15 protein-coding genes are annotated in these 21700 nt (G+C 46.2%); 7 read left to right on the forward strand and 8 right to left on the reverse strand.

Annotation, left to right across the window (positions count from 1 at the left end; translation table 11 throughout):
* Positions 1–298: 298 nt before the first annotated feature.
* Positions 299–1759 carry an OmpA family protein gene (locus CLV42_RS32295; protein WP_170117729.1) on the reverse strand — a complete coding sequence of 487 codons (1461 nt, stop codon included), beginning with the start codon at positions 1757–1759 and terminating at the stop codon, positions 299–301.
* An 86-nt stretch (positions 1760–1845) separates the two neighbouring features.
* Here CLV42_RS32295 and CLV42_RS32300 point away from each other — a divergent pair, with 86 nt between their 5' ends.
* On the forward strand, positions 1846–2208 hold the full coding sequence (locus tag CLV42_RS32300) for a DUF1304 domain-containing protein (RefSeq protein ID WP_106606082.1): 363 nt from the start codon (positions 1846–1848) through the stop codon (positions 2206–2208).
* Between the two features lie 168 nt (positions 2209–2376).
* Here CLV42_RS32300 and CLV42_RS32305 read toward each other — a convergent pair whose 3' ends face one another.
* Entirely contained in the window at positions 2377–4521 is a 2145-nt protein-coding gene (locus CLV42_RS32305; RefSeq protein ID WP_106606083.1) for an alpha-galactosidase, read from the reverse strand.
* A 152-nt stretch (positions 4522–4673) separates the two neighbouring features.
* Entirely contained in the window at positions 4674–5417 is a 744-nt protein-coding gene (locus CLV42_RS32310) for an SDR family NAD(P)-dependent oxidoreductase (protein WP_106606084.1), read from the reverse strand.
* 96 nt (positions 5418–5513) lie between these two features.
* On the opposite strand from CLV42_RS32310, the gene CLV42_RS32315 reads away from it, so the two are divergent.
* The 6 genes from CLV42_RS32315 (at position 5514) to CLV42_RS32335 (ending at position 11162) form a co-directional block, all read left to right on the forward strand.
* Positions 5514–5870 carry a winged helix-turn-helix transcriptional regulator gene (locus tag CLV42_RS32315; RefSeq protein ID WP_106606085.1) on the forward strand — a complete coding sequence of 119 codons (357 nt, stop codon included), beginning with the start codon at positions 5514–5516 and terminating at the stop codon, positions 5868–5870.
* 43 nt (positions 5871–5913) lie between these two features.
* The gene (locus tag CLV42_RS32320; RefSeq protein WP_106606086.1) at positions 5914–7248 is read left to right on the forward strand and encodes a hemolysin family protein; all 1335 of its coding nucleotides are present in this window, start codon (positions 5914–5916) and stop codon (positions 7246–7248) included.
* Positions 7249–7348: 100 nt separating this feature from the next.
* The gene (locus CLV42_RS32325) at positions 7349–9865 is read left to right on the forward strand and encodes a YfhO family protein (protein ID WP_106606087.1); all 2517 of its coding nucleotides are present in this window, start codon (positions 7349–7351) and stop codon (positions 9863–9865) included.
* A 154-nt stretch (positions 9866–10019) separates the two neighbouring features.
* Positions 10020–10148 (forward strand): hypothetical protein, encoded by a 129-nt coding sequence (locus tag CLV42_RS34490; RefSeq protein WP_262510019.1) that lies wholly within the window; start codon positions 10020–10022, stop codon positions 10146–10148.
* A gap of 379 nt (positions 10149–10527) precedes the next feature.
* The gene (locus CLV42_RS32330; RefSeq protein WP_106606088.1) at positions 10528–10743 is read left to right on the forward strand and encodes a hypothetical protein; all 216 of its coding nucleotides are present in this window, start codon (positions 10528–10530) and stop codon (positions 10741–10743) included.
* 65 nt (positions 10744–10808) lie between these two features.
* The gene (locus CLV42_RS32335; protein WP_106606089.1) at positions 10809–11162 is read left to right on the forward strand and encodes a hypothetical protein; all 354 of its coding nucleotides are present in this window, start codon (positions 10809–10811) and stop codon (positions 11160–11162) included.
* Between the two features lie 97 nt (positions 11163–11259).
* On the opposite strand, the gene CLV42_RS32340 is transcribed toward CLV42_RS32335, so the two are convergent.
* The 5 genes from CLV42_RS32340 to CLV42_RS32360 form a co-directional block, all read right to left on the reverse strand.
* Complete coding sequence (locus CLV42_RS32340; RefSeq protein WP_170117730.1) at positions 11260–13032, reverse strand: hypothetical protein; 1773 nt, start codon at positions 13030–13032, stop codon at positions 11260–11262.
* 337 nt (positions 13033–13369) lie between these two features.
* Positions 13370–14344, reverse strand: a complete 975-nt coding sequence (locus CLV42_RS32345) for a sugar phosphate isomerase/epimerase family protein (protein WP_106606091.1) — start codon at positions 14342–14344, stop codon at positions 13370–13372.
* A 224-nt stretch (positions 14345–14568) separates the two neighbouring features.
* On the reverse strand, positions 14569–14880 hold the full coding sequence (locus tag CLV42_RS32350; protein WP_106606092.1) for a hypothetical protein: 312 nt from the start codon (positions 14878–14880) through the stop codon (positions 14569–14571).
* Positions 14881–15017: 137 nt separating this feature from the next.
* On the reverse strand, positions 15018–16148 hold the full coding sequence (gene porV / locus CLV42_RS32355; protein WP_106606093.1) for a type IX secretion system outer membrane channel protein PorV: 1131 nt from the start codon (positions 16146–16148) through the stop codon (positions 15018–15020).
* A 56-nt stretch (positions 16149–16204) separates the two neighbouring features.
* The coding region (locus CLV42_RS32360; protein ID WP_146154544.1) for an Ig-like domain-containing protein at positions 16205–21700 on the reverse strand (5496 nt) is incomplete at its 5' end.

Raw genomic sequence — 21700 nt, forward strand, 5'->3', positions numbered from 1 at the left:
GTGAAATGCATGAGAAATCAGGGCCGTCCATTAAGACGACATGGTTTTGTCCGATAGTGCAATAATGTTAACTTCCTTTGATAGGTTACGAATCAACGTCTCATCGACATAAGCAATTTCCTTATCAGATTTTGGTTAATACAAGCAGTGTTATATTCCTATATTGGACAAAATATAAAAACAATCATTCTTTTACAAGAATTTCCTATATCATTTTAATTATAATCTGATGGTCGGTAAACGTGAGTACAGCGGCAGACAGCAGGTCAACACATCAACCGGGTGTTCAATGGGAATATTAATCAGGACTATAAAAAATGATGATCTCCACCCTGCGGTTCCTTCTTCTTCCTTCAGCAGACTGATTGGTAGCAACAGGCTGACTTTCACCTGCTCCATTGATCTGCCTGATATCGTTTCCAAGACCATGCGCCTGCATATAGTGGGCTACGGCATTCGCGCGTTTAATAGAAAGTGTGTTGTTATATGCAGTAGTACCTGCATTATCGGTATGGCCGCTTACCTGCAATTGTATACTGCCATCACGGGGTATCTTTTTCATGAGGCTGTCCAGTGAACTGTAAAACTCCGTATTCAGTTCGCTGCTGTTGAATTTAAAAAGGATATCGGGAATAACGAGGGTATCAGGATGTTGAGTCTCCTTATGGGGGCGGCTGGTATCTAACGCGACAGGCGGACGGCAAATGATCATCTCTACGCGGTTATTGTTACCGGCAGCATTGCCTGTTGTATCATAACGGGGGCATTTCTTACCCACACCCTGTATCTCAAAATCATCAAAGCTATAGCCTTCGTTATAAACCAGATAATTGGCTACCGCATTCGCTTTGTCTACAGACATGATCTTATTGAATTCGTCAGAGGCGCTCTGCCATGCATGGCCTATCAGCAGGATATGGGCACGTTTGCCGCTCCGGTAATTCTTCAGTGCCTCATCGATCTGCTCCTTATAGCGGGTATTCAGACTACTCTTATCGGCGGTGAACAGGTCATCTTTCAGGATGATGGTATCGCAGCCGGAAGGGCTATCCAGGTGGCGGATAAGACTACCAGCAGCGACGAGCTTTTCAGGAATAGTATGCCGGTGACGTTCTGCATAAAGGTCCCGGGAGGTATTGTCCTGGCTGGAACAGGTTACCTGGCCATCCACAGGTGTTACACTGACACTATCAATGAACAGCTGCGCATTTTTATACCCCCCTTTCTTTTCGAGAGGTCTGAAATTACCTATGATTAGATGGGTAGCTGCGCTTGTTGCCACGTAAGTCTTTTCCAGGATATACCAGGGATGATTGAGGCGGAACAGCTTCTTCTGAACGTCGTTTTCAGTCAGTTCCGTACTGGCAGGAGATGTAAGGCAGACAGCATTTTCAGTAAATACGAAAGTGGTATCAAAACGGATACCGGCCCGCAGCGGATAGTTGTCGGTGTTCATATACAGGCGTATCCTGTAGGCCCGGCCTTTTTCCAGAGGACATAACAGGCGTGTCTGGATATATACCCTGGTATCAGGGTTATCATGACCTTCCTGGAGTAATGAGACATGGTGCTGTCCCTGAAGGGCGGAGCCGTTACACAGGTATTTCATTCTGGCAACCTCCGGGGCCACAGAGAGCCAGGCAGATGGGGCACAGGGCGCTGTATATTCCGTACAGATATTTACATCTTCGAAAGAGGCATTCAGCACCAGGTTCTGGGCCATCGTGCGTGTTGTACAGCACCAGCAAACGAGTATCATTCCGATACTTTTTCTAACATAGGCCAGCATGCACGTGGAATTAGTTATATCTTAGTCCATCGAAAACCTACTCTAAATTACTACTTATGTTGCTCTTAATTAAATTTCTCATTGGCTTTTGCGCCCTGGAGCACCTCTATATCCTGTGGCTGGAGATGTTTGCCTGGACCACACGGGCGCCCAAGGTCTTTAAACAACTGCCGGCACACCTGTTTGAACCCACCAAAACACTCGCTGGTAACCAGGGACTTTACAACGGTTTCCTGGCCTCAGGGTTGATCTGGTCATTCTTCATCGAAGACGCTGAGTGGTCTTTGAAGGTCGCTGCCTTCTTCCTGATCTGTATAGCGATAGCAGGTATTTACGGTGCACTGACCGCAGGCAAGCGGATCTTCTTCGTACAGGCATTGCCGGCACTTATTGCCCTGGCAGTGATGCTGTTCCTTTAAGGGTTCAGGCCAGCTGCCCTGATGCAACGCCCTCTTTTTATATTAAACTAAGTGGTATTGTAGGTTTCAGACCCCTCCATGATGCCTTACGGCAGCGAAATAACGGGTGTTATAAAATATTGAGAGCGCCTGTTGTATCAGAGGCGCTCTCAAATCTGATAGCCATAATTACATACCTGTCAATTCCAGCACCATACTGGTTAACTCACGTCTGCCGGAAACCGGCAATCCCACCTTCATCAGGTAATCTCCGGTAAATACCTTCCCGTTCTCCTTCCAGTTGCTGGCTTTTCCATCGGCGGTATTGATCTCTTCCACCTTGTATTGTTTCGTGACATCCAACCCTTCCAGCCGTACATTCGGGAAGCTCTCCCCGTAACGGGTGTGCAGGTTGTAGGAGAATATCACAGCTTTGTCCTTTACATTACTTACATACATCAGCACGGCCCTGTTCTCGTCATAAGGTGATATGAGACGGTAGAGGTCTCCATGACTGATAACAGGGTATAAACGCCTGTAATTGCCCACCGCCTGCTGACTGAAAGCCAGTTCCTCAGGTGTGAACTTATCGACGTTGATATCATATCCCAGCCGGCCCATCATCGCCACATCGGTACGGTATTTCAGGGACTGTTTACCCCAGGAAGTTACATGGCAGGCAACCGTGAAAGACGGGAAGAAATAAGAGTAACCCCATTGAATAAAGACCCTCTCAAATGCATCGGTATTGTCGCTGGGCCAGAATTCTGTAAAATACGGCAATGCACCATAATCCACACGACCGCCACCACCCGAGCAAAGCATGATGGGAATATCCTTGTATTTAGCCCTCAAACGGCCCAGTACTTTATACAGGCTGCGTACATAGTCAATATAGAGGGCGGACTGATTATCTTTCAGGTAAGGCGACCATGCATTGGTGATCATACGGTTACAGTCCCATTTGATATAGGCAATACCCGGATTGGCGGTCAGCATATTGTCCAGTACTCCGAATACAAAATCCTGCACTTTAGGATTCAGCAGGTCCAGCACCAACTGATTGCGGAAATAATCCTCCTCACGGTTAGGCAGTTTCAGGATCCAGTCAGGATGTTTTTCATACAATTCGCTTTTAGGATTTACCATTTCAGGTTCTACCCAGATACCAAATTTCACACCTTTGGCAGCAGCTGTTTTCACCAGGTAACCAAGGCCATGTGGCAATTTGGTCCTGTTTTCCTCCCAGTCGCCTAAAGAAGTCTTATCATCATTACGGGGATATTTATTGGCAAACCATCCATCATCCAACAGGAAAAGATCTGCTCCTAATTTCTTTGTATCGTCAAACAGGTGGGTCAGTTTCTCTTCATTAAAATCGAAACCTGTCGCCTCCCAGTTGTTCAGTAATATCGTTCTTGGCACCTCACCGTTTAATACACCCCATTTATTGGCCCAGTGATGGAAATTACGGCTGGCAGTTCCCCTTCCGGTATTAGAGTAGGTAAAGAGAAAACCTGGCGTTATAAACGATTGATCAGGCTGTAACTTATACTGTGAGGCATAAGTGTTCATGCCTGTCACCATCCGCAGGGAGTTGTGTTCATCTACTTCAAAAGCGAAGCGGAAATTGCCTGTCCAGGCAAGGGTACCGGCAATCAGTTCCCCGTGTGTCTCTGTAGAAGGCTCGTTCAGCGACATGAAAAAGAAAGGTGATTGATACATGTCGGCCCTGGTACCCAATTTGGTATCCAGGATCTTGATGCCGCTGGTTAGTTCATTATCTACCATTTTAGCTTCTTCCGCCCAGTCGCCATGGAAATTGGTCAGCCAGTATCTGCGTGCATCGAAGTGCAGCATGGAAGAGGCAAAATTGTTCAGTATAACGGGGCCTTTCTCTTTATGACGGATCTCCGTCCAGCTCTTGAAAATATCATCCTTCCTGTAACAGTCAATGTGCAGGAGTAGCTCAAAAGCGTACTGCGGATCTTTCAGCGTAATCGTATACGCGGTGACGCCTGCAACAGCAGAATCTACTGATAAAGAAGAATATAAGAGCTCCAGTGAAGGATTTCCATCAGCATGTATCACGCTGACAGCGGGTTCGAACAGGTTATTGGTACCGGCAGGAATATAGGCTTCATGATTTCCTTGCGGCAGCTCATTATTGCCTATCAACCTGGTTCCCAGGTAACTCTGGAATAACTTTCCTTTTGGGTCAACAGAGAAGACTAGTTCGGAGTGATCTGTTGTTAAGGAGATTTTCTTCATCTGGGCACTGGCAGGCTGTAGTGCCAGTGTAGCGACAAAAGCAATCGCGATCTGTTTGATCATAACGTTGAGTGGTTAATATTGGCTCATAAGCTATAATATTTTTTTGAAAGATTACAATTTTGGGGAATGAATACTCAGCAGCTGTCGGAAATGAACAGAATAGGGACGTCACACTATTCTGTCAATACCACGTTGATGGCTGTACTGCTTTATCAGATGTTAAAGCCACCGTCTATGGTTAGTGAGGCACCTGTGATAAATCCGCTTTGCGGACCTGCCAGGAAGCTTACAAGGCTGGCAATGTCAGACACATTTCCGTAGTGTGGCAATGCCATCATAGAACGGAGCTTGTCGGCGTGCGCACTGGTAGCAGGATTCATGTCAGTATCTGTAGGGCCGGGCTGCACAAGGTTTACCGTAATACCCTTAGGACCTAATTCCCGGGCCAATCCTTTTGTAAGCCCCTTCAGTGCAGACTTGCTCATAGCATAGAGTGTAGCGCCGGGACCAGCCACACGATCAGCCATATTGCTACCGATACTGATGATCCTCCCTCCTGCTTTCATATGTTTGATGGCGGTGATGGAAGCCATAAATACGGCTTTCACGTTGACATCCATCATTTCATCATAGTCAGCCGCAGTTTGCTCTTCCAGCGGTTTCTTTTCATAAATACCCGCATTGTTCACCAGGATGTCTATTCCTCCAAGCTTACCCGCTACTTCTTCTACAGCGGCCGTAACAGCCGTATCAGACGCATTGTCTGCCGCCAGGGCAAGAATGGTTTGTCCGGTTGTCTTTGATATATCTGCTGCCAGTTGGTGAGCCTTTGCCGCAGAACGGACATAGGTGAATGCGACGTTTGCGCCTGCTTCAGCCAGTTGTTTTACGATGGCGGCGCCCATGCCACGGCTGCCACCAGTCACTAATGCGACCTTGTTTTCAAGATGTTTCATAATAACTATTTTTCTTAATTGTTTGTAAAAGTAAAGCGGTAGCGTTAATTTTACAGGTACTGACAAGATTATTAAGTACTGACAAAAATGTAAGTAATGAGAAAGGAAAGCTCAACTAATACATTGAACAGGAATAAGATACACGTAAATTGTGGGATGGCTTATACGCTGGATCTGATTGGGGGAAGGTGGAAGCCAACTATACTCTGGGCGCTGTTGGAAGGTAAATTACGCTATAGTGAACTGAAAAAGAACATTCCTGATGTATCTGAGCGCATCCTGGTGTTGCAGTTACGGGAGCTGGAAAAGGACGGGCTGATCAAACGGTTGGTATATGCAGAAGTGCCACCAAGAGTAGAATATGAACTCACAAATGATGGTCAGTCGATGAGACATATGTTACAGATCATCTCTGACTGGGGTGACCTGCACAGACCTAAAAAGGCAAATTAGTACTATCTTAAGAATCCTTAGTATAAATTAAGACACATCATACATGACGTTAGACATATTTTTCACCATCTTCCTGGTACTGCTGAACGGATTTTTTGTGGCAGCAGAATTTGCGATTGTGAAAGTCCGGTCCTCGCAGATAGAAGTGAATTCCGGCCGTAGTAAGGCGGTCTCGCAGATGGCCAAAAGTATTGTTAATAACCTCGACGGTTATCTTGCTGCCACCCAGCTGGGAATCACCCTTGCGTCACTCGGATTGGGCTGGGTAGGCGAAAAAGTCACTACAACACTGATCATCCAACTTTTTGAGGCATTACATCTCAATCTGGAAGAAGCGGTAGCACATAAAATAGCCATCCCTCTTGCCTTCCTGAGTATTACCATTCTGCATATCGTATTCGGGGAACTGGCACCTAAGTCGCTGGCTATACGCAAACCGGTGCCTACTACCTTTACCGTAGCCGTGCCCCTGAAATTGTTCTATGTGGTGTTCAGACCTTTCATCTGGATCCTGAACGGCCTTGCTAACGTTATACTCCGGGCTGTGGGTATCCGTCCGGTACATGAGCATGAAGACATCCACACGGAAGAAGAACTCCGTGTGATCATCGCTGAAAGTCACCAGGGTGGCGTGATTGAAGAAACGGAGAAAGCACTGATACAGAACGTATTCAACCTGGGCGACCGTCAGGTATCTGCCCTGATGACCCCTCGTAATGAGGTGGTATGGCTGGATATTACAGACGATCCGGAGGTAAATAAAGCCAAAATCCTGTCACAGAAACATACGGTATACCCACTTGCAAAAGAGGACCTGGATCATACGACAGGCTTTGTGTATTCCAAAGACCTCCTCAGCGAGAATTTTAATGAGGTGATCAATAACCTCGAAAGCATCAGTCGCAAGTTGCTGGTGGTAACCGTCCATAACAGGGCGTATCAGCTGCTTGAGCTATTCAAAAGAGAGCGTATCTATCAGGCGATGGTCGTGGATGAATTCGGATCTATCAAGGGTCTGGTTACCATCAACGATATCGTGGATGCCCTTGTGGGAGACATCTCTGAAACGAATGAATTCGAATATGAGGTGATCCGCAATGAAGATGGTAGCCTGCTGGTAGATGGCCAGTTACCTTTCGTAGAATTCCTGGAACTGATGGGCTTAGACGCTGATCCGCAAAAAGTGAATATTGCCAACTTCGTAACCCTGGGCGGATTTATCCTGGACAGGATGGGCAAGATACCTACTACCGGAGACAGCATCAGCTGGAGGAACCTGAAACTGGAAGTGATCAAGATGGACCAGCATCGTATTGCCAAGGTACACATCTGCAATATTCAAAAAGATAAAGACAAGGAGAAGGAAGAAGAGAAATAAGTCTTCCATCATCGATAAGAAAAAGGAGCTCAGTGTAATACCGGGCTCCTTTTTTATTGAAACTATTTCTATATTCACTACTCACTTACATCACACCTTTATGATCACCCGTTTGAAGGCTTTGTTACCACATGCACTTGCTATACTAGGGCTCTTAGTGCTCTCTGTTATCTACTGTAAACCAGCCCTGAACGGCAAAATACTCAGCCAGAGTGACAACATACAATGGCAGGCCATGGCGAGGGAGACCATGCAGTATAAGCACGCACACGGCACAACGCCACTGTGGACAACCAGTATGTTTGGAGGCATGCCTACCTACCAGATAGCGATGGAAACGCCATATGATTTTACTGGCTATATCCCAGCTGTCCTGACATTGGGACTACCCAAACCGATCAACGTGTTATTCCTGTCAGCCCTTTGCTTTTACCTTTTATGTATCGTGCTGGGTACCAGTCCCTGGGTAGGGTTTGTGGGAGCGGTAGCGTACACTTATGCCAGTTATTCGCCTATCATTATTGTGACAGGCCATGAAACCAAGATGCTGGCACTCGCCTATCTGCCCGCAGTAATAGCAGGTTTTGTGCTGATCATACGTAAAAAATACCTGCTGGGAACGGGTATTATGGCGTTATTCCTTACCTACCTGGTAGGCGCCAATCACCTGCAGATCACGTATTATTTCTTCCTGATGCTCGCAGTAATGGCTATCGTTTATACAGTATACTGCATTCTTCAGAAACAATACAAACATCTCATTGTCACCGGGCTGCTAACCGCGTTGGCAGTAGTGCTTTCGCTGGCCTCCAATGCTGTTACGTTATGGACCACCTATGAATATGCCCAGGAAAGTACCCGTGGCGGCACTTCAGAACTTACGCCGTTAGCAGAAACACCAGCAGATAAAAGCAAGGGGGGCCTGGACAAGGAGTACGCTTTCAGGTGGAGTTACGGCAAGTTTGAGAGCTTCACAATGCTGGTGCCTGATATATACGGCGGGAGCTCTTCCGGTTCATTGAATAATAGTTCAGAGACCTACAAGAAATTGGTATCCATCGGCGTACCAGAAGCCAGTGCACAGGAGGCGACCCAACATTGGAATCTCTATTGGGGTGATCAATCTTATCTGGGTACCTCCGGACCAGTATACATGGGTGCTGTAATCTGCCTGCTGGCATTATTGGGTCTTTTCATTGTCCAGTCCTGGCATAAATGGTGGCTGATTGCGATCAGTGTATTGGGCATTCTGCTGGCCTGGGGAAGCAACTTTCCGGCATTCAACTATTTCCTGTTCGATCACTTTCCGATGTATAATAAGTTCCGTGCACCAGCGCAGGCGTTGATCATTCCGCAGCTTTCGTTTGCTGTATTGGCCGCACTTGCATTACAGGAACTGATCAGCGGAAAATTATCGCGCGACGAAATACAGCAAAAACTAAAATGGACAGGAATGACCATCGCCGGTGTGCTGGTGGTGATCTACGCAGCCTCTTTCGGGTTCAGATATACTAATGCCACCGGCAATATGCAGGATCCAGGTGGAGATGATATTTTCCATTCGAGACTGACACAGATGTTCCAGGGTAATACCCAAGTAGCAAATGAACTGATGACAGCCTTGTATGCAGACCGACAAGCCCTGTATCAGCATGATGTATGGCGGACCGCTATCTTCGCGGGACTCGCATTTCTCCTGCTTTGGCTGTTCCTCAGAAACCGGTTCAACAGCACCTGGCTGTTGGCAGGTATTTCGCTCTTAGTTGTGGTAGATCTGCTGCAGGTTGACAACCGTTATCTGAACGCAGATAGCTTTATGGATGAAAGCAGCTATAGCCAACCTTTCCAGGCGTCAGCAGCAGACCAGGAGATATTACAGGATAAAGATCCTTACTATAGAGTATTCAATCTGACGGCTTCCCCATTTGAGGATGCGATGACGTCTTATTTTCATAAAAGTATAGGCGGGTACCACGCAGCTAAATTGCAATTGTATGCAGATCTGATTGAGCGGCAGATCAGCCATAATAATATCAATGTACTCAACATGCTAAATGCGAAATATGTGATCGTACCGGGAAATGATGGCCATCCTGTTGCACAAAGAAACCCTGATGCATTGGGTAATGCCTGGTTTGTAAAACACATCCTGTGGGCGAGGGATGCGAATACGGAGATGAAAGCGCTAGACCATCTCGACACAAAGGATAGTGTTGTGATTGACGAGCGTTATAAGGTACTGATCAAAGACAATCCGGCTTTTGATTCTACGGCGACTATCAGTCTGATTGCAAACAATCTGAATGAGATCAGTTATAACACTACAGCAAGCACACCACAATTTGCGGTATTCTCGGAGGTGTATTATGAGCAGGGCTGGAATGCGTTCATCGATGGTGAGCCGGCGCCTTACTGCCGTGTAGACTATGCGTTGCGCGGAATGCAGGTACCAGCAGGAAAGCATACTATCACATTCAGATTTGAACCAGCGTCTTACTATACTGGCATCAAACTGGCGATATCCGGTTATTTAGTGATGTTACTACTACTGACCGGAGGTGTGGTGTTGAATATGAGAATGAACAAAATGAATGACGGAAAACCGAAAAGTGTTTGATACTTTTGGTGGGTAATAAAAAAACATTGTTTGTGTATGATAAAGCATATCAATCCACCATAATTTATATAAGATAACTGTGTTTATCTTTCCGATAAACACAGTTATTATTCTCTGATTGAAACCAACCATTTTTCACGTAGAAAACTGTTTTATGATAACGCAGAAAATACCTGCTCAGCTGCCCATATTATTTCCCGGTACAGCGCAGCAGATCTCTAAAAAGTTACCGGGATATAAGGAGCAGCATCCGCAAAGTAATGCGATATTAAAGTCTGCATAGTATCACAGCGCCAACTGATTTGTTTGTAGACGATCCCAACCACATATAGCCGCAATAAGTCTTTTGCCGGCATCATCTCCCCTAAAGAATTAAAATTATTACTGCGTCTGTCTACCGCGAGGTAAGCGGCAGGGAGTTTTATTGTCTTATTGGGGAATTGTGTTTTTATAGGCTGTTTGAATTGATAGCTGTTTGCCCTGAGGTAGGCGGAAAGGGAGATTTATTGTCTGGCGTTTGGGGGTGTAGTGGTGCGCTGTTGAATTGATAGCTGAATACCACAAGGCAGGCGGAAAGGAGTTTCGCAAGACGTTATGGATCATATTGAAATTACAGAATATCATTTTCTAACCAATCATTTATTTAAAAAAACAACTTTATCATGATTTTGGAATTCACAGTTAAAGCTGATGCAGCACAACCAGTGCTGGTAGTAGTAAACAACGTAAATGTCAACTTAATAAGTCCAACAGAAACTGAGGTACTTATTGTAAGAACAGATTCATTACCGGAAAAAGAAGAAGAAGAGGAAGAAGAAGAAACGACGGAAGGAAAGATGGGTGCAGAACCGCAGAAAGAAGCTGCTGAGGAGGATTAAATCCGTATCGGGATAGACGCCACTTTTAACCAATCATTTATACAAATAATAACATCTTTTTCATTATGGAATTGACAATTGGAGCTGACACAGCACAGCAAATACTGGCACTATTGATTAATATGGATAAAAAGATAGATGCAATGACAACAAGAGTGGAGGCGCTTGAGATCAACTTATGTGATTTCAGGAAGGAAGTCAGGGAAGAATTGAGAGCGCTGGGGGACAGGGTTAGCATCTTAGAGAAAAAGGTAGTTATGGTAGAATCAAGACAGATAGATATTGAGCAAAAGTTTACTGCTATGGACATTCAGATGGAAAGTCGGTTCTATTCATTGGAAGTACTGCTGGACAAAAACGCTGAACCGCCTGCAGCAAGAAAAACCGTTCCCAGGCAAGTAGCGAAAGGTCGCGACTGATATCACAATAATTCGGTCTATTGCACAATATAAACGTGAACCATAGGAAACGCCGTCCTGGCTCTCCAGGACGGCATTTCACTATATCGCTATGAGTTTATTTACCCCATACGGCACTGAAACGTTCATTGTCATCATAATTCTGCACCTTCACCAAACGTAAACCCTGAGAAGTAAACTGGTTAAATTTGGATTGATAATCGGCAGATGTCATGCCATAGTAAGCGGCGTAATTGTTCTTTTTAGGACGCCATACCCCTCCTACCTGGCTACCATTTACACAAATGCTCTTCAGTTCCCAATTAGGATATAATTCGTTGAACTTATTGTTGAAGTCCGTTGAATTCATACCATAGTACAGGTAGAAACCGTTGTCATTAGGCGTATTTACGAAAACCGCCGCATGCAATCTTTTGCCACCCACAGTATAATCTACGTGTTCCTGCACATGCCATTTCTTGGTAGTAACATACGTCTTCCAGGCATTATCAAAAGTAGCGTCATCTGCATTGTGGATAGAGTACGCTGTCTGGCCAGCAGGATTCTTCTCCCAGATCACAGAGAAGCGCGGATTTCCGCTGCCATCTTTCGTCACTGATATCTGGCGGGGACGCATACCTTTTGCACTGTAAGTATTAAAGTAAGTCTGGTAAACAGCGCCTGTCATATAGAAGTGTGTATACCACTCTCCTGATAATCCCCATTGGAAAGAACCAGCAGCATACAGATCACCACCATTGCGGTCAACGCTTACGGTCTGTAATGCCATGCCCATACCAGTATAGTAAGACCAGAATTTGTTTACAATATTCAGAGGTACGTTATGGAAACTAGGGTAAAACGGCGCAAACAGGCGGGCATAAGGTGTTACTGATTCCAGATCGTAGCAACTAACACCGCTATGATTATAAGTACCATATGGGTCTACATTCACCCATTCCCCACTATGACCGCTGCGGGTATCCAGTACACTTGTTTCAAAATGCAGGTGCACATTGAATGATTTTGTGCTGGGATTTGTCAGCGTACCATCGTCATTGAGGATCACACCGATACCACCGGAACCGGTATTACCTGAATAAGCCAGGAACTGTCCTGCCTGTACATAGTCATCCTTCTTTACTTTAATAGTCTGGCTATTGGTACCCCAGCATAAATTACTGGTAGTGCCATTCTTTGCAAACGCTTTATACTTGGCCGTGGGAGAGTTCTTGGCCAGGGCTCTGTCATTATCGTATCCATTACGAAGATGCAGATAACGGCTGCGGTACTTGAATCCGTCAGGTGCAGTGTGTTCGATGACGATAATATTACCGCCACCATTTGACCAATATACGTCAATAACCTTACCGGGAGCTATGGCATACACACCGAAAGTGGGGTCTTCGTTAGTGTCAACTGATGTTTTGCCAAAATCGATAGCGCGGTGAATGTCTTTAACACCATCGTTATTTTTGTCCCAGCTGTAGTAAAAGCCTTGCCAGATGCCTACACTACTGCTTTTGTAAGGCAGGTACAATGGCATATGTGGTTTCACACCATCATACACCGGGTCCATACCGTCTTCCACAATCGGGGCAGCACAACTACTACTACCGGCGCGCATCATTACAATACCGGGAGCATCGGCTTCTGTAAATATTACCTGTTTAGCTGCTGTGATCTTTCTTGAAGGAGTCACTGTCCTCAACCTGCTGCTCAGCGGTTTGTTACTGATCTCGTCACCGTCCGGTCCGTCCGGAGAGGCCATTGTTGCTTTTTTAACGCTTTTGTAGAGAAGTTCTGGTGCATCTTTTTCTTCTTTTTGAGGGACCTGCGCAAACGCCTGTATGCATAGAAGCACGGCTGCTGCTGTCATTGCGATTTTCATAAATGCGATTTTTTTTGGGGTTGAAAATTTATGGAGGCAAAGTAAGAGCATCCCACAAGAAAAGAAAAATGGCAATTCCTATCTGGCAAGAATTGGCAGGTAAATGGTACTTCTGATAAAATAAAAGGCAGTAGATAATCTCAAAGTGGCCACCATTGCGGGAACTACGTATTCATTCACTTTTCAGTAACTACGTAAATATTGCGGGTTATAAGGGTGTGGAGGGAATAAAATGTCCGAAGTAAGTGAAATCTGTCTCAGAAGTTGATATAAAAAGCAACAAACAGGGACAGATATGAGCGTCTGTCCCTGTCTGTTACTGTATGTTACTAGCGCCTTAGGCCTTTAACAAATTGCTTTTCACATATCCGTAGCTCTTCTTAATACTTTCAAACGGATCGATGGTGATCTTGTCCTGTTCCACGAAAGCATATTTCACACCTGCTACGCTGGCGTTGGCAAAGATGTTTTTAAAATCAACAGCACCGGTACCTACTTCCGCGAATTTCACATGAGGCAGGATCTCCATGGCTGTCTTATGATCTGCATCACCACCTGCAATTTTCTCCGTGGCTGATTTATCAATGTCTTTTACATGCCACATAGAGAAGCGACCAGGATGTTTTTTGAATAAGGTCACCGGATCAACATTGGCTTTAATAGCCCAGAATAGGTCCAGTTCGAAACTTACCAGAGATGGGTCTGTGCCTTGTAGCATGAGTTCATATCCGGAGGTCTGGGCATCGGGTAGTTGTCTGAATTCCCAGTAGTGATTATGATATCCGATTTTCAGGTCAGATCTCTTAGCCAACTCCCCTGCCTTGTTCAACTGCTCTGCGATGAATTTGTAATCATCCGCAGTCATCTTATCCCACAAGCCGGCAGGAGGCACCGGTACAACCAGGTATTGCTGTCCTAGTTCATTTGCGATGCCGAGTTGTACTTTCAGGGCTTCATCATTACCCTTTCCACGGGTCAGGTAATCATTCAGCTGATAGTGACCACTGTGTGTAGCGAGGTTATTGTCTTTTAACAGGGCTTTCAAACCTTTCGGATCCAGTCCCCAGAACTGCTCCTTCTGATCGGGTGCTTTATAGCCGTAGAATGTCTCCACATGGCTATACCCGGTCTGGGCTACCTTTTCAATGGTAGTTTTCACGTCTTTCGCCAGCTGTTCGCGCAGGGTATACAACTGGATACCTATTTTGCTAACTGTATTTTCGCGGGCTTTGCTGAAAATACCAGATGGGTTGACCATAACACCGGCGGCTATCAGGCCAGCCTGTTGCATAAATTGTCTTCTTGAACTCATGTTTTTTGTATTTAACGTGGCACGGTATGAGAATGAAAATACAAAAAAACAATCATCACAAGAAAAGTATAGGAAGAATGGTATCAATACCCCGGAAATATAATATAGACTTAATGCTGATATAGGGGTTCCAAAGTGAGAGGAATATCCGGTTTCTGTGGGAAAACAAAAAGGGAGTATCCTGCCGATACCCCCTTTTGTATTTTCATATCCTGTAATAAGTCTTAATGAAAGATCCGAAAATAAATAACTACCAGCGCAATTATAATGGGACCTGCAAAAGCAAGCCAGCCCATTTTAGGCCTTGGTAGTGCATTCAGTGCAGGCAACAGTTCATGATTTACCTCGTAAAGCTTGTTGTCGGTCTTACGCACGCACCATTGAGAACCAATAGGAAACATCGGAATCCAATACAGATGCGCATATTGTTGTCTGTATTCAAATTGTACCACGCCGGGAACTTCCGTGTGTATACCAATTTCCGACAACTGAACACTCTTCACTTTGAAGCTATTGCGTCCATAAAAGAAAATCATAGGTTTTGGGTTTAGGTTTTAGGGAAAATGCCGATTAGATATAACAAATATAAATTATTTAAATAAGAAACAAAAAGGCCTGCCGGAAAGGCAGACCTTCATAAGTATAGGATATATAGGAAAGGGATAAAGACTATCTATTTCCAGGGAAGATCCACTGTAACGCCGAAACGCAGTGTATTGGACAGAGGGCTCCTGGTAGCGCCGCTGCCGGATGGTACTATATAAGCAATATTGAACATGGCAGAACCATACTTATACCCAACGCCAGTGGTCAGATAATTACGGTCACCATGGTATTTGTCCTCGTAGAAATAGCCGGTACGGATGAAGAACTGCTCCTTATAGCTGTATTCACAGCCCAGGGATACCTGGAAGGATTTCAATCCGCCGTTGGCACTGCTAAAGGATTTAAACCAGCTTTTCACAACGCTGTAATCGTAATAGGAGGCGATACCAGCGGAATCGTTAGGAATAACAGGTGTCAGCATCTTATTGAGATCCAGACCGAAAGTGAATTTGTGGCCTTCCTGCATTGGCAGATTATAAGCCACACCTGCACCAAAATTAGAAGGCAGATATTCTTTGGCAGCACTGTTGTTGCTATAGTTGACCCTTGAGCCCAGGTTGGTAAGCGTTACCCCGGTTACCAGGCCCTTTCCCTCTTCGTTCACCATATTATAGGTCATGGAGATATCTACTCCGAATGCGTTTCCCGCTTTATAATTAACCCCGGAATTATTCGCATTTCCAGTGGCCAGCTTTGAATAAATGTACCGTGCCCCCAATGCCAGGCTTAAACGGTCGCCCAGCTTACGGGCGTAGCCTCCTTCCAGTGAGAATTCACGGGGACTGGAGCTACCCAGTGCATTACCGGAAGCGTCTGCAAACTGAATATTACCCAGGCTAAAATACCGGAGCGCGCCGCTTATTGCCTGGTTATTATCCAGTTTATGATAACCACTGACAGTAGCCAGGTAAATCTTGTTACTGATCGCCCTCAGCCAGGGGACATAGGACGCCGCTACGCCATTGGGCGCTTCTGCAAAAACGATCTTGGATAAATTATAGAAGGGCGCATTGGCATCAGCTTTGGTAGCGATGCCGATTTCCCCCATACCACCAGCACGGGCATCCGGAGAGATCCTCAGAAAGGGCGCCGCAGATGTAGCCACATTAATAGTTTTCTCCTGTGCGTGCGATATAACAGGCAGAACTGTTCCTATCAGAAAAGCCAGTGTTGCAGAACGGAAACAGAAACGTATCATCTCAATTGATTTATGTAGTCCCGGCAACACAGGTCGGTTACCGGGACTATCAGTTGTTATCTTGCTATTACGACAGTCGTATTAAAGCTGTGATCTTTCATCCTGATGTACAGTACATATGTACCGGAAGGAACACGTTGTGTGCTGAAAGTGAGTATGCCGTCCTTCACAATACCATTCTGCTGCAGCAATACCTGACCAGCCATACTTGTCATAGTATAGGTAGCCTCACCGAAATCAAGACCACTGAAGCGTACATTCACCACATCACTTGCCGGCATTGGGTAGACGAGGTCTATACTGATTCCGAATTTTACACGGAGTGCCAGCGTACTGGAAACCGAATTGCCATTACCTGCCATATCGGTTGCCTTATCCGCCGGAACATTCACTGTCAAAATCCCGTTTTCCAGCGGTACAATCACTACGTCATAAATGGTGGGTGACAACTGCTTGATTTCCTTCACTGTACCATTGTTCACATTGATATCGGTGGCTTCAAACCCTATCACATCTTCGGAGAAAGTAAACGTAAAGACTGCCGGAGCGTTTAATGGTTCTTTAGCCCGCGTCATCAGCGATACTTCCGGACGGGTCAGATCCACCGTCATTACCACCTGATTGCTATGTCCGCTTTCATTACCCTGTTTGTCGGAGGCAGTCACCGTAATGTTATACGCACCTTCTGCCAGTTCAGGATGGTAGGTATAAGACCAATCGCCTGCAGTATTTACATCAGCAGTACCTACAGGCTTGCCATTAGTGTAAATGGTGATTGTCGTACCTGGTTCCCCTCTACCTGTAATTCTAGGCGTACCGGTATTAACAAGACCCGGGATATTTATACCAGGTAATACTGGCGCAGAAGGGATACCCGGAGCCATTGCATCAATCGAGAAGGCAAGCGGACCGCCAGGCAAGCTGGTATTGCCTGCTGCATCGGTGGCGGTTGCTGTGATCGCATGAGCACCCTGAGATAGACCATTGTTGAACGTATAGGTATAATGTCCGCTGGCATCTGCTGTTGCGGTACCTGCCACTACCCCATCCGCATAGATAGTTACAGTACTGTTAGGTTCTGCTGCACCCGAGATGGTCGGTTTACTGGTAGTGATCACACCATTGTTGCTGGCAGTTTCCAGTACGATGGTCGGAGCCGCAGGTGCTTGTGTATCCACAGTGAGACTCAGTGGTGGTGTCTGTGCGCTGGTGTTGCCAGCAGCATCTGTAGCGGTAGTGGTCACGTTATGATTACCGTCGGCCAACGCAGGATTAAAGGTATAGCTATAGTTACCGTTATTATCGGCAGTTGTTGTACCGGCAGGTTTGCCATCTACATAGACTGTTACGGTACTATTCGGTTCAGCTTTACCGGTGACGGTTGGTGTATTATCGTTGGTCGGTGACTTATCGGTCGTCAGCGTTGGTACAGCCGGTGCCTGTGTATCGATCACGATAGCGAGGGCGGGACTTTGTCCGCTGGTATTGCCGGTAGCGTCTGTAGCAGTCACGGTGATGTTGTGCGGTCCGTCTGCCAGAGCCGGGTCAAATGTATAAGTGTAATGACCGCTGGCATCGGTTTTTGTGGTGCCGGCAGGTTTGCCATCTACGTACACGGTTACGGTACTGTTGGCTTCTGCGTCACCTTTGATAGATGGCGTGGCATCACTAGTGATGCCATTCGTGCCACCGATCAGTTGAGGCGCAGCTGGCGTTGCCGGAGCAGCTGCATCAATGGTGATATTTAAGGCCGGGCTGTGTGCGCTGGTATTACCGGCAGCATCTGTTGCCGTCGCGGTAATAGCATAGCTACCGTCAGCCAGGGCTGGATTAAATGTATATGTATAGTTACCACTGGCGTCCGCCTTGGTGGTACCTACTGCGTTACCATCTTTATAGATCGTCACTGTACTGTTAGCTTCTGCTGTACCACTTACGGTTGGTGTGTTATCACTGGTAGGTGTTTTATCTGTAGTGAGAGTTGGTGCCGCAGGTGCCTTGGTATCGATAGTGATACTTAGGGTGGCACTAGGCGCACTGACATTACCTACAGCATCTTTAGCAGTAGCGGTGAATGCATGGGTACCATCAGACAATGATGTTGGTACTGTGAAGGTGTATTTACCACTCGCGTCAGCCGTTGTCGAGCCTATTGCGTTACCGTCTACATAGATAGTCACACTGCTGTTAGCTTCTGCTGTACCGGTTACAGTTGGCGTGTTATCATTAGTCAGCGTTTGAGCTGTCGTGATAGTTGGCGCTGCCGGTGCCTGGGTATCGATTGTGATATTCAGGGTAGCGCTTGGTGCACTCACATTTCCTACTGCGTCAGTAGCAGTCGCTGTAAATGCATGGGTACCATCAGACAGAGAAACCGGTACAGTAAAGGTGTATTTACCACTTGCATCTGTGGTTGTCGTACCTATTGCGTTACCATCTACATAGATAGTTACTGTACTGTTAGCTTCTGCTGTACCGGTTACAGTTGGTGTATTATCACTGGTCAGCGTTTGAGCTGTGGTGATAGTTGGTACTATAGGCTTCTTCGTATCGATGGTGACATTCAGCGTTGCACTTGGTGCACTAACATTACCCACAGCATCGGTAGCAGTAGCAGTAAATGCGTGCGTACCGTCAGCCAGGGCTGTTGGCACCGTGAAGGTGTAGTTACCGCTGGCATTAGCAGTGGTTATACCTGCTGCGTTACCATCTACATATATAGTTACAGTACTGTTGGCTTCCGCTGTGCCGGTTACGGTTGGTGTGTTATCACTAGTCAGCGTTTGAGCAGTGGTGATAGTTGGTACAGCCGGTTTCTGTGTATCGATAGTGATGTTCAGCGTAGTACTTGGTGCGCTGGTGTTACCCACAGCATCTGTAGCGGTAGCAGTAAACCCATGGGTACCGTCACTCAGTGGTGTTGGCACAGTGAAGGTATAATTACCGCTTGCGTTAGCCGTTGTCGTGCCGACTACGTTACCGTCTACATAGATAGTAACCGTGCTGTTAGCCTCCGCTGTACCGGTTACGGTTGGTGTGTTATCACTAGTCAGCGTTTGAGCAGTGGTGATAGTTGGTACAGCCGGTTTCTGTGTATCGATAGTGATGTTCAGCGTAGTACTTGGTGCGCTGGTGTTACCCACAGCATCTGTAGCGGTAGCAGTAAACGCATGGGTACCGTCACTTATTGGTGTTGGCACAGTGAAGGTATAATTACCGCTTGCGTTAGCCGTTGTCGTGCCTACCACGTTACCGTCTACATAGATAGTAACCGTGCTATTAGCTTCCGCTGTACCGGTTACGGTTGGTGTGTTATCACTAGTCAGCGTCTGGGCCGTAGTAATAGTCGGCACTGCAGGCGCTTTAGTATCAATAACAATAATCAGGGATGCACTTGGTGCGCTGGTATTACCGACAGCATCTGTAGCGGTAGCAGTAAACCCATGGGTACCGTCACTCAGTGGTGTTGGCACAGTAAATGTATAATTACCACTGGCATCTGCGGTAGTTGTACCTACAATATTGTTGTCTACATATATTGTAACGGTGCTATTCGCTTCTGCGGTACCAGTTACGGTCGGCGTATTATCACTAGTCGGTGTTTGAGCGGTAGTGATGGTCGGAGTAACCGGTGCCTGGGTATCGATAGTGATATTCAGCGTTGCACTTGGTGCGCTAACATTACCTACAGCATCGGTAGCTGTAGCAGTGAATGCATGCGTACCATCAGTTAATGCGGTTGGCACTGTGAAGGTATAATTACCACTGGCATTAGCCGTAGTTGTACCTACTGCTGCTCCATCCACATATATAGTTACAGTGCTGTTAGCTTCAGCTGTACCAGTTACAGTTGGTGTATTATCACTAGTCAGTGTCTGAGCAGTAGTGATAGTTGGTACTGTTGGCTTCTGGGTATCGATAGTGATATTCAGCGTAGCACTTGGCGCACTGACATTACCCACTGCATCTGTAGCAGTAGCGGTGAATGCATGCGTACCATCAGTCAGGGCTGTTGGCACAGTGAAGGTATAGTTACCACCAGCATTAGCGGTGGTTGTACCCACTGCTGATCCATCTACATATATAGTAACGGTGCTGTTAGCTTCAGCAGTACCGGTTACAGTCGGCGTATTGTCACTGGTCAGTGTTTGAGCCGTAGTGATAGTTGGTACTGTTGGTTTCTGTGTATCGATAGTGATATTCAGCGTTGCACTTGGTGCACTGACATTACCTACAGCATCGGTAGCTGTAGCAGTGAATGCGTGCGTACCATCAGTCAGGGCAGTTGGCACCGTGAAAGTATAATTACCACCAGCATTAGCGGTAGTTGTACCTACTGCTGATCCATCTACATATATAGTTACAGTGCTGTTAGCTTCAGCAGTACCAGTTACAGTTGGTGTATTATCACTAGTCAGTGTCTGAGCAGTAGTGATAGTTGGTGCTGTTGGTGCCTGGGTATCGATAGTGATATTCAGTGTTGCACTTGGTGCACTAACATTACCTACAGCATCGGTAGCAGTAGCGGTGAATGCGTGCGTACCATCAGTCAGGGCTGTTGGCACAGTGAAGGTATAATTACCACCAGCATTAGCGGTAGTTGTACCCACTGCTGATCCATCTACATATATAGTAACGGTGCTGCTAGCTTCAGCTGTACCAGTTACAGTTGGTGTATTATCACTTGTCAGTGTCTGAGCAGTAGTGATAGTTGGTACTGTTGGCTTCTGGGTATCGATAGTGATATTCAGCGTTGCACTTGGTGCGCTAACATTACCTACTGCATCTGTAGCAGTAGCATTGAATGCATGCGTACCATCAGTCAGGGCTGTTGGCACTGTGAAGGTATAGTTACCGCTAGCGTCAGCTGTGGTTGTACCCACTGCTGATCCATCTACATATATAGTTACAGTACTATTAGCTTCAGCGGCACCAGTTACAGTTGGTGTATTATCACTGGTCAGTGTCTGAGCAGTAGTGATAGTTGGTACTGTTGGTTTCTGGGTATCGATTGTGATATTCAGCGTTGCACTTGGCGCACTGACATTACCCACTGCATCGGTAGCAATAGCGGTGAATGCATACGTACCATCAGTCAGGGCTGTTGGCACAGTGAATGTATAATTACCACCAGCATTAGCGGTAGTTGTACCTACTGCTGATCCATCTACATATATAGTTACAGTACTATTAGCCTCTGCAGTACCGGTTACAGTTGGTGTATTATCACTTGTCAGTGTCTGAGCAGTAGTGATAGTTGGTACTGTTGGCTTCTGGGTATCGATAGTGATATTCAGTGTTGCACTTGGCGCACTAACATTTCCTACAGCATCGGTAGCAGTAGCAGTGAATGCGTGCGTACCATCAGTCAGGGCTGTTGGCACTGTGAAGGTATAGTTACCGCTAGCGTCAGCTGTGGTTGTACCCACTGCTGATCCATCTACATATATAGTTACAGTGCTGTTAGCTTCTGCAGTACCGGTTACAGTCGGTGTATTATCACTGGTCAGTGTCTGAGCAGTAGTGATAGTTGGTACTGTTGGTTTCTGTGT

Source organism: Chitinophaga ginsengisoli (genome assembly GCF_003014595.1).
Lineage (GTDB): Bacteria > Bacteroidota > Bacteroidia > Chitinophagales > Chitinophagaceae > Chitinophaga > Chitinophaga ginsengisoli.